The organism is Nostoc sp. UIC 10630, assembly GCF_010747425.1.
Lineage (GTDB): Bacteria > Cyanobacteriota > Cyanobacteriia > Cyanobacteriales > Nostocaceae > Nostoc.
This window is the reverse complement of sequence record NZ_JAAGOG010000049.1, coordinates 34,299-43,811: the sequence shown is the minus strand read 5'-3', so window position 1 is coordinate 43,811 and position 9,513 is coordinate 34,299. Positions and strand designations below refer to the sequence as shown.

At 42.2% G+C, this 9,513-nt stretch carries 11 protein-coding genes; 4 read left to right on the top strand and 7 right to left on the bottom strand.

The annotated features are described in order from the left end of the window. Nucleotides 1-272: 272 nt before the first annotated feature. Nucleotides 273-473: a hypothetical protein gene (locus G1O98_RS38985; RefSeq protein ID WP_175586673.1), complete on the bottom strand. Its 201-nt coding sequence runs from the start codon at nt 471-473 to the stop codon at nt 273-275. A gap of 216 nt (nt 474-689) precedes the next feature. Here G1O98_RS38985 and G1O98_RS39975 point away from each other — a divergent pair, with 216 nt between their 5' ends. Beyond that, nucleotides 690-881 carry a hypothetical protein gene (locus tag G1O98_RS39975; protein WP_243458441.1) on the top strand — a complete coding sequence of 64 codons (192 nt, stop codon included), beginning with the start codon at nt 690-692 and terminating at the stop codon, nt 879-881. Between the two features lie 10 nt (nt 882-891). On the opposite strand, the gene G1O98_RS14355 is transcribed toward G1O98_RS39975, so the two are convergent. From G1O98_RS14355 to G1O98_RS14345, 3 genes are all read right to left on the bottom strand, one after another. Next, entirely contained in the window at nt 892-1,572 is a 681-nt protein-coding gene (locus tag G1O98_RS14355; protein WP_163929424.1) for an SDR family NAD(P)-dependent oxidoreductase, read from the bottom strand. Nucleotides 1,573-1,597: 25 nt separating this feature from the next. Beyond that, on the bottom strand, nt 1,598-1,747 hold the full coding sequence (locus G1O98_RS39970) for a winged helix-turn-helix domain-containing protein (protein ID WP_243458440.1): 150 nt from the start codon (nt 1,745-1,747) through the stop codon (nt 1,598-1,600). A 298-nt stretch (nt 1,748-2,045) separates the two neighbouring features. Then, nucleotides 2,046-2,171 carry a hypothetical protein gene (locus tag G1O98_RS14345; RefSeq protein ID WP_322745215.1) on the bottom strand — a complete coding sequence of 42 codons (126 nt, stop codon included), beginning with the start codon at nt 2,169-2,171 and terminating at the stop codon, nt 2,046-2,048. A gap of 753 nt (nt 2,172-2,924) precedes the next feature. Here G1O98_RS14345 and G1O98_RS14335 point away from each other — a divergent pair. The 3 genes from G1O98_RS14335 to G1O98_RS14325 all read left to right on the top strand — a co-directional run bounded on the left by G1O98_RS14335 (nt 2,925) and on the right by G1O98_RS14325 (nt 4,176). Continuing rightward, nucleotides 2,925-3,407: a transposase gene (locus G1O98_RS14335; protein ID WP_163929423.1), complete on the top strand. Its 483-nt coding sequence runs from the start codon at nt 2,925-2,927 to the stop codon at nt 3,405-3,407. Between the two features lie 25 nt (nt 3,408-3,432). After that, entirely contained in the window at nt 3,433-3,831 is a 399-nt protein-coding gene (locus tag G1O98_RS14330; RefSeq protein WP_345940552.1) for a cupin domain-containing protein, read from the top strand. A 63-nt stretch (nt 3,832-3,894) separates the two neighbouring features. Further along, nucleotides 3,895-4,176: an alternative oxidase gene (locus G1O98_RS14325; RefSeq protein WP_167306197.1), complete on the top strand. Its 282-nt coding sequence runs from the start codon at nt 3,895-3,897 to the stop codon at nt 4,174-4,176. Nucleotides 4,177-4,594: 418 nt separating this feature from the next. On the opposite strand, the gene G1O98_RS14320 is transcribed toward G1O98_RS14325, so the two are convergent. The 3 genes from G1O98_RS14320 to G1O98_RS14310 form a co-directional block, all read right to left on the bottom strand. Then, entirely contained in the window at nt 4,595-5,131 is a 537-nt protein-coding gene (locus G1O98_RS14320) for a hypothetical protein (protein WP_163929421.1), read from the bottom strand. Nucleotides 5,132-5,339: 208 nt separating this feature from the next. After that, complete coding sequence (locus G1O98_RS14315) at nt 5,340-7,322, bottom strand: M36 family metallopeptidase (protein ID WP_163929420.1); 1,983 nt, start codon at nt 7,320-7,322, stop codon at nt 5,340-5,342. A 241-nt stretch (nt 7,323-7,563) separates the two neighbouring features. Next, nucleotides 7,564-9,459 (bottom strand): M20/M25/M40 family metallo-hydrolase, encoded by a 1,896-nt coding sequence (locus tag G1O98_RS14310; protein WP_163929419.1) that lies wholly within the window; start codon nt 9,457-9,459, stop codon nt 7,564-7,566. Between the last annotated feature and the right edge of the window lie 54 nt (nt 9,460-9,513).

The following is a 9,513-nucleotide window of genomic DNA, read 5'->3' as shown; positions in this document are numbered from 1 at the left end:
AATAATCTCAGTTTTTTCAATAAAATGCTATAGCATTTAAGACAGTTAAGAAGATAATAAGGTGGACAGTTAAGACAGTTAAGACAGTTAAGACAGTTAAGAAGATAATAAGGTGGACAGTTAAGACAGTTGAGCAAATATTTAACTAACCTTCATATAGGAAATTGACTGCTTTATATTAACTTCTTAAGATAGGAATCCTATTTGATTTTTGAAAGAAATCACGAGAAAATACGGTTAAGTGTACAAGTGTAAGAGTAGACAATGATAACTCAGCATCTACAAACTTCATCGCCTCTATTCGCCTTGGGATAACCTGTTCCATGCCGCAGCATCTGAGCATTAATAGGGAAAGGCAAACCAGCTAATTCACCAGCCGGCTCAACAATCCCCCATTCACGCACAAATAATTGGTAACTTTTTAACAGTACTGTCTGTTTGCCACAATATGAATATCGACCGATTGCAGTCACTTAAGCAAAAACTGACGAATGACGCAGACTTGTCCGATATCTGGCTATTTTATATGGATCATTTTGCAGATTGGCCGGAATTTACTGACCTGGGTGAGCCTGCCCATAATAAATATCTAGATGCTGTCCTCCAAAAAACTTGTCAGCAGATGTTTAGCAGGGCAATAAATATTAGTGACTTTTTGCTGATCTACATAGCTCCATATCATTTATTTCATGGAGCTTTCCTTTCTTGATGGACGTATTGGGGGTGTGATTTATTTCGAGGATATCAAAATTGGGTTACTTGCAGTGTCGGCAGATTATCCCCCTACCGATGCGGTTAAGTATTCACGTTTTACTGAGATGATTCAACTGTCGGCTCCTAATGGCAACGATGTCTACGACTGGCTACGCCTACGCAATTGAGATTCACTCTTTAATGTATAGTCAAGGGAATCCCGTTATCTTTGGGTTTTAAATTGAGAATAAACGGAACAGCTTTCAATACCCAATCGGACACGGGTGTATAATTAGCAGCTTCTTCTCCAAAGCTAATAGAAAGCATATCTGTATGAATAATACCTGGATTGAGGGGTATAGCAGCCATACCAGTTGGCAATTCTTGTGCCAAAGAACGAGTTAATCCTTCGATTGCCCACTTGGAAGCACAGTATGGTGCAACTTGGGCTGAAGTCGAACGTCCCCAGCCGGAACTAAAGTTAACAATAATACCCCGTTTCTTTTTCACCATTGCTGGTACGAAATGGCGAATTATATTCGCTACTCCTTTGATATTGATATCTATTAGATCAGAAAATTCTTCAGATGGTATTTCCCACAAAGGTGCTGGATAATTAGTAATTGCCGCATTATTAATTAATATATCTGGCGGTTCATATTTTTGAAGTACGTCTAGTGCCCATTTTTTTACAAGCTGTTCATTTGCTACATCTACAGAAGTAAAATCATTGGGCGCACTAAAATTCTGGCGTATTTTATCAATAGCATCTGATGAACGGGCGCAACCAATAACAGTATGCCCTTGTTGAATAAAACCCTCGGTCATCGCATAACCTAGACCTTTACTTATGCCTGTAATTAAGATGAGCTTACTCATATTTTTCTGCTATTCCTGTTCTGAATCAATAATTCGTGGAAAAATAACCACTACCTCTTGCTGTAATAATGAATTCTGGGTTGTTGGGGTCTGATTCTACCTTTGTCCGCAATCGTGAGATATGCACATCTACCACACGGGTATCTGTATTCATCTCTGGTACAAAACCCCACAATTGCTGTAATATTTCTAACCGCGAATAAATCTTTCCCGGCTGTAACTACGTTGTAGCCAATCATTTCTAACCGCGTCTGTAAAATTCGGCGGATGCTGGCTTCGTCATCTACTACTAAGATTGTGCCTTTATCACCTGATAAGTTTCTCAACGCTGTTCCTCCACAGCAAGAACTCTCAACCATCTATTATCTGCTTATTAGGAGTCGAAACCGCAAAACAGTATTGACACGGAATCTCTTGACATTCCCGAAACATTTACCCAATTGGAAGATCCTTTTGTCCAAGAATGGAAGAAGTTAAGCTATTGCCGTCCCTGCCACACTAGCAGAGATTTTTGAATTAACCTTAGCGTAGCCACTGATACCACCTGCTGCAACTGCAATATCTAAATCGTATAAATTATACAGATCCTGATAAAACATTCAAAAGTGGTAGATGAAATTGAACTTATTTACCTAGCAAGATACAAGAAGTATTCGATGTTTTATGTTCTAGTGAAAAACAAGGGAACTAATAAGGGATTTTGCGGAGGTCGAGGAAGCAAATCTAAAAGCGGCTTTAGCAAAGGTTCAAACTGAGGAGGAAGTTCAGGTAGGATAGCCTCACTTTTTTTGCGATGGCGTAACCGCCTACTGGAAGCGATCGCCACATACTTAGTTGCAATAGTTGCAGATTACTTTAAGTGAGATTAACCTGAAGGCTCGAAACTAAGCCAATCACAATTACAACAGGAGAACATCGTGCAAATCCAAATCCATACCGGCCATAACATCGAAGGTCACGAAGCACTAGCAACTTAGGTTAATGGTGTAGTGGAAGAGAGCCTGAGCCGATTCAGCGATCGCATCACTCACGTTGATGTTCACCTGAGCGATTTACAAACTCAATTAGGTAAAGGCAGCACTTACCTTAAGACCGTGGCTTGACAAGGGAGATTTAAGAGTATGACCGAATCAGTATAGCCACAGTGATTCATTCTTGAACCGATTTTCCATCGAAAAATTCGATGATTTGATCCGTCCTTTCACTGTTCCATCCATTTAAAAGAACTGAACCTCAAATACCCAACAGTCAGCGAAGAAAAGTATCAAAAGCTTATGCAAGCAAAGGCAATATTTGAAAGCAATCAATAAAGCTAGAAATCAGAGTTATCAAAAAAACAGGAAATAGATAATATGACATCTATTCAAGGAAACACAAAAATTTCCCAGGTCGAAACCCTTGCCAAATTATACCTGGAAGGCGACCCTGCCGAAATTTCTGATGCAACACTCGCAGAACTGTGTGATTGGCTCTGGGGTGAGTTTCAGAGTACCCCGCTCAATCTAGAATTCTCATGGTACGAGCGCTATAACAATGCCGCAGAGATGTTTACTGACATCAAGCAAAGTCATCTCTGGGTATCTCCCGATAATTACGACACAACGATGGGACTTAACCCCATCTATAACTTTATTTTCCAGGGAATGCACGACAATGACCACTACCTCACTCAGAGCGATTTCAGCCTAAAAGGAGAAATCGCCACCTACAATGCCACCGCCAAACGTGCGCCCAGCCTGGACATTCAAAAGATTATCTATTCTGAAAGTGTGCTGAGACCGGCTGCCTATATTTTCTTAGGTCATGCGCCGATCGCCAAAATTGTCTTTCCATAATTCAATACAGACACTCAATCTATAAGTGTCTTTGTCGCTCAAATTAATCTCTCTGCAACAAAGGAAACATCCCATGACTACAAGCATACTCTCATTGAAGATAACCAAAATTCGTTGGGCGGACATCATTGAGTATCCCCAGCATGGAGCTAAAAGTAAGGTTCTGCTAGAAGATGGAAACTGCCGCTATACGCTGATGTCTCTGGCGGCAGAATCGACCATTGCAGAACATACCAATCCTCGCAATGCGACTGTGAATGTGATTGAAGGACAAGGCGTGCTGACGCTGGAAGATCAAGAGATTGTTCTAGAATCTGGAGTCTTTGCTTTTATACCCGCCAACGCACGCCACGCGCTTAAAGCAGCAACTAACCTCGCCTTTTTATTGACGCTTTCTGAACAGGTTGCCAACTCCAAACATTGACCTAGACGCATTCACTCTAGCTCATGCAGGATATCGCTTCAAAAAACTAAGACACTAAACATCATGATTCGACTGCTCGTTAATTTTTTGGAAGCCTGGTTGAATACTTTTTATCAGGGTCGCGATCGCGTCTTTGCACGATTTTTTGTACTGGAAACCGTTGCCCGTGTACCCTATTTTGCTTTCACCTCCGTTTTACACCTCTATGAAACGATGGGCTGGTGGTGCAAATCTGACTGGCTAAAAGTGCATTTTGCAGAGTTCTGGAATGAACTGCACCATCTGCTGATTGCCGAATCCCTCGCTGGTACGATCGCTGGTACAATCGCTACCTTGCCCGGATAAGCACAAAAAGCTCTATCCCCTACAAGCACATCATTAGGTTTTAGAAAACTAGTCACGCTTGGATGTCCTCGACCCCTTACGGTGGGACAAAAAGGGCTAGGATGCGAAACAGTATAACTGAACAAAATTCGCGGTCTGCTAACCCTGTTCTGTCACTTTGGGAGAAGCCAATGCCTGAAAGCCTTTGAGAGCTTTATTTTTCAGCTTTTGGCTATAAATTTTAGTTTCTGTTAGAAAAGAAAAGCTCAAAACTTTATCAAATCAAAGTTTCAGAGTTTCGCTCCGATTATTGTTTTCCGAAAGTGACAGAACAGGGTTAACACAACAATTTTGTAATTTTTAAAAAGTGGTAATGCTTTTTTAAAGACTGCGTGTTGTCAACCCAGTACGACAAATAATTTGTTATTCTACACCTTCCTTAATTATCTTTTAGTAGAGAAACTACTAAAGTAAAAACATAATCTGAAAGTTCTATTTTTTGATTACTCTTGGGATAAGGTTCAGCCTTAATAAACTCTATTAAATAATTATCAATTTTTTTGATAGCTAAATCCCTCCGGCTTGCATTGTAAATCAAATTTGATTTTCCCAAATCTTCCTTATCTACTAAAACTTTAACAATAATTTGTATTTGTCCTGCCCAGAAACAATTTAGATCGGAAGGACATCTTGAATCTTCTGTTACGTCTAGTAAAGTTAGTTCAAACTTTCCAGAGTTTATACTAGCAATTTCACTAATTTTCAATTGAAACTGCTCTCCAAAATCAGCACTAACCATGTTATGTCGTGTTTCATTATAAAATGTATGAATTAAAAAAAGATTTGTATTTAATTTTTCTGGTACATATACTACTAAGGCATGATTATTAGCCAAAATCACACTAATAAAGAAAATAAAAATCAAACTCAAGACAATCAAAATTTTTGATTTGAATTTTGTCGATTTAAAGGTCATTTTTTACAATTGAAGGTAAGCTAAATTTTTCCAGAAAATCTCAAGACTCTGAACTCCATCAATCGCGGAACTCCAAAGTGTTGCGTCACAAACAAATATGTTAGCCGCACGGGATGCACTTGGTGAAATCTAAGAACATTTTGTAATTGCATAAAGTCGAGGTTTATTGAGTAGGGGCAGGAAATGCTCCTTTACCCCTACGCTTTATCTATAAGCCTGTGGGCAGACTAGTATCCTCAACAATTCCATTGAGCGAAGCCCCAAAACAATCAGCATTAGCCCCCATGCCAAACTTAGCGAAAACTGTCCAAACAGCTTTTCTTACCTTAGCGTGTTCGTCACTCGTTAAGCGTCCCTTCGTAAGCAAGTCATTAAGTGCGCTGAGTATTGCGTCACGTTCATCTAGGAAACTGGGATTAGAGGGAGACAGTTTTAAGGCATCAACGACCATTTGCCAGCCAATCTGATGACCGCGTTCTTGCGAGCCTAATGCATGCCCAATCTGGCGATTCATCTCCATTAATGTGGCGCACCAAATCTCACCGATATTATGTTCTTCGTTGTAGATCCCTGTCCCAAGTTTGCCAAAGCGATCGGGAAAGTTGCTATTGTAGGGAAAGTGACGGATACCTCTTGGATTATCAGTCACCCAATCGCCTATGACAACTTTCTCAACTGGCTTACCGAAATTTTGAATCGTCAGAGCAAAATAGTCACCCCAGCCTTCACCCATTCCCCGACTTTGAGGCTGTTGGAGTCCCCGTGGACTATTCATTCGACCACCGACTAAACGGTTAGTCACGCCATGAGCAAATTCATGGAAGACTACATCTGCATCAAAAGCAGTATGCCGACCAGGAGGATCTACCAACCCCATGTTCATAATGGCTTTTCGCCCATCTGCCAGGGTTAACATATTCGCTGTTCCTCTAACGGTACCAAGAAAAGCGCGAGCATCCACCGGATCGCCAGCAGTTCCTTCCCCTGTAAAATTTATCTTTTGAAAGTTACCGACTGCTTCATTGAAGCCCAACAGGTAGAAGAAATCGTGCATATAGTTGCAGAAGTAGAAGATGTTTAATATCTTCTGTTCATGTCCATCAGGGTCGTTAGGATTGAACACGACATTACCATTTTGCTCCTGCCCCTGAAGTTTCTGAATTTCACGTTCTTGCCGTCCTGGAAATATTTCCTCCCAAAGAGCCGCGATAGTATTATTGCCAACGGACTGGTTGTTAGTACACCAATCACCAGGGAATTGAGGAGGCAGAGGTTGGGGGACTGGAACAGGATACTCATTCAAGTCTCTGGGAAAACGAATCATTCTTCGTGGGGTAGTCCTGGGATTTTCTGTATAAACATTGCCCTCCACAACCGTTCTCATTAAGCTTTGACAGTAAAGAATGTCTGGGTTAGATTGATCGGCTGAGATAATAACTTCGTATTGATCTTGATAATCTGGCAGAGTAATCTGCACGTACCATCCGAGACGTGTCTCAGGATTTTGATAAAAAAGAACCAGATGAGCGGAAATCAAGTCAGCAAAAGGCCCTTTATCCAAGACTGTCGGTTGACTCGGCATGGGAAAAGTAACTAGCACTCGCGGGTTGTAATCGGACAAGTCCACGCTGATAGGGGTTATTGACTGTCCCCAACCGTCTGTTATTTCCTCAGTTTCATTGGGGTTAGCGATATACCCAGCAGCAGCTGTTACGGCTTGGGTAACATCAATTTGCGGCGCAATATTAATCCCGGTTGGGAGATTAACGTTATTTCCGACGACTTCATTAATCTTCTGGTTAGAAGAAAAGCGAACAGTACGAACCATCTGAAAGACAGGAATACCGCGATAGGTTTGTTGTAAGTGAACCGCGCGACTATCAGCACTAGTTGTTTCAATGGTCGGGTCAGGGACGAATTCTACTGGTTCGCTGGGAGCAAATCCGAAAGCAGCACTAGTCTGGCTGACAAAGTTTAACGCTCGATCAATCAGCGATCCATCTGTGCTTGGGGCATTGTTTGAAACGAGAGTGTTGGGCGTACCTGTGAGTGAATTCAAATAAGCGACACTAACAGTATGGTCTCCAGGCAATTGATTAGAGACAGATGACGCAAATTCGCTGAGTTCATCAATACGCGTTTGAGTCGCACGATTTGTGCTGAAATTACGACGGTCAATAGAATGTACCATTGTGCATACCTAACCTTTTTGTAATGAGAAAGCAGAAGTTAAAGAACAAGGGAAAAACTAGTAGTTCGCCAAGTGAACTTGGCGGGGTAAAGGGAAAGGGGGGCCCCCACGAAGTGGGGATAAGGGGCAGGGGTAAAGGTTTTAAATCCCTTACCCTTTCCCCTTTCCCCAGACCTCACAAGCGCATTTTTGGGTTGGCAGACTACTAGGTTTTAATAACCTTTTATGGGCTGAACCCAAATTAAGCATTTGCTGTCACCCATGCAGCAGCGCCAACTACGCGGGCAATATCAGCCGCATAGTCAAAATCCACAAACTTATCTCCCTTTCGGTGGTAGTTGATGTTGGGTTCAGCTTCGGGTGATGTGGGATCGGGACCTACGAAAAAGTCCTCAGATGTAACGCAAGCTGCGTAGCCCCGTTGGTGGAAACTTGCATGATCGCTTCTACCCTCGGCAGGGTCGGGTTGGGTATAGATTTGAGGATGTTCTAGTGTGGGAGACAGAACAGAAACTAGCCGTTCAAGACGTTGGGCGAGAACGAGCGATCGCTTCTGCACGTCGGCACATTTAGCATAACCAGCGTGAACTTCAAAGGAACGAGGAGCTTCGATGTTGTAACCAATCATGTCCATCTGGTACACGCCAACAATGGGAGCAGCGATCGCCGCTTGCGTTCTGGCGTAAGCTTGGCTACCAACTAAGCCATGCTCCTCGGCATTAAAGAGGACAAAGCGAATTGTTCTCTTAGATGGGTTAAGGGAATTAAGCTCTTTGATGACCTCGGCAAGCCCTAAGACAGCAGCAACTCCACTTGCATCATCATCGGCACCGGGGGCAGGATCATTTTTGGCATCGTAAGGCCTATCGCTGGCAGCAGTAGAATCTAAATGGGCAGTGACCAGAACTATCTCCTGTGATTGACTGCCTTGAATTTCTGCCTCGACGTTGTATAACTCCCGTCCTTCGTGGACAAACTGATTCATTCTGACACTAAAAATATCTCCCCCAATGCTTTTTAGGTCTTGTGCTAATGCTTCTGTAACCAACGGCATATCTGGACTGTGAATATGTCGGCTTTTGATAATTCTTTGCTGCTCATCGAGAGGTTTGATCCCTGCATACCTTTCCACATGGCTGCGAATTTTGTCGGGTGTAATGGCTTTAAATTTGTCTAATTCAGCCTGAATTAAGGATGCCTCAGTGGTAGGGGAGGTTAAAAAGCCAGCAGTTCTCGCATTATTACCTTCTCCAAATGGTTCGAGCAAACTAATATCGGGCAGCAGTTTCAGATTATGTCCGTGTTGGGCGTTCTCAAAATGATAGTCCTCTACTGAGCGATCTGATGGTAAGGCAACGAAAAGACCTTCGGTTGAAGAAGCCAAAACCATTTTAGAGGATTCATCATTAGCAAAAAATTCCGTTGATCTTCCTTGTGGGTTGAGAAAGCCAGTGCTTTTTTGAAGATCGTCCCGTAGTAAATAAACTTCTGTAGTCAGGGGATCGTCTTCACTACCCAAGCGATCTACTGCAAATCCCAAATCATCAAGTCTCATCGCCGCTTGGCTTGTGGCGATCGCATAAACCTGATTTCCTTTGTCACCAGTCACATACAAAGGTACAACAGGTAAAGATTTAATGACTTGCTGCCATCCCTGTTCACTGCGATCGCTTGGGACAGTTATGCGAATATACCTTAAATGGCTACCATTGAGCACGTCCCAAACTAGACAAGGATGTGGAACTACACGCCAACCAGCTTGTATTGCATAACTTCGCTCATGACTATCCTCACCAACAAATAGACACTGGTTTGGAGTATCAGAATGGCCTGCTTGACGTGCTGTAAACTGAAAGATTTCTGAAGAGTTTTTTGCACCATAAATGATTAGATCAGAATCGAAAAGATCATAAATTTGGCACTTTTCCAGCACTCTCTTTACGTTTTCGGGTTTATCATCGCCGATATTCGATATGATTCCGATGCGACTGTTGCGCTCACGCAACTGCCGTAGTATATCAGGCACATAAGGATAAACATCTAAACCTTCAAGGCGATAGGGAAAGGGTGAAATTCTTGGAGATCCAAGAGTACCGCCTATGTCAAAAAAAATAACATTATGGGTGTTTTCACTCATAATTTAACTTCCCAAAATTATTTACAATACTCTTTATTAAATGAGGCTTTCTAG

Coding starts and splice junctions, on each gene's coding strand:
- G1O98_RS39975 (WP_243458441.1), top strand. CDS start 690: ATGGAGCTTTCCTTTCTTGATGGACGTATTGGGGGTGTGATTTATTTC.
- G1O98_RS14355 (WP_163929424.1), bottom strand. CDS start 1,572: ATGAGTAAGCTCATCTTAATTACAGGCATAAGTAAAGGTCTAGGTTAT.
- G1O98_RS14345 (WP_322745215.1), bottom strand. CDS start 2,171: ATGTTTTATCAGGATCTGTATAATTTATACGATTTAGATATTGCAGTT.
- G1O98_RS14335 (WP_163929423.1), top strand. CDS start 2,925: ATGACATCTATTCAAGGAAACACAAAAATTTCCCAGGTCGAAACCCTT.
- G1O98_RS14325 (WP_167306197.1), top strand. CDS start 3,895: ATGATTCGACTGCTCGTTAATTTTTTGGAAGCCTGGTTGAATACTTTT.
- G1O98_RS14320 (WP_163929421.1), bottom strand. CDS start 5,131: ATGACCTTTAAATCGACAAAATTCAAATCAAAAATTTTGATTGTCTTG.
- G1O98_RS14315 (WP_163929420.1), bottom strand. CDS start 7,322: ATGGTACATTCTATTGACCGTCGTAATTTCAGCACAAATCGTGCGACT.
- G1O98_RS14310 (WP_163929419.1), bottom strand. CDS start 9,459: ATGAGTGAAAACACCCATAATGTTATTTTTTTTGACATAGGCGGTACT.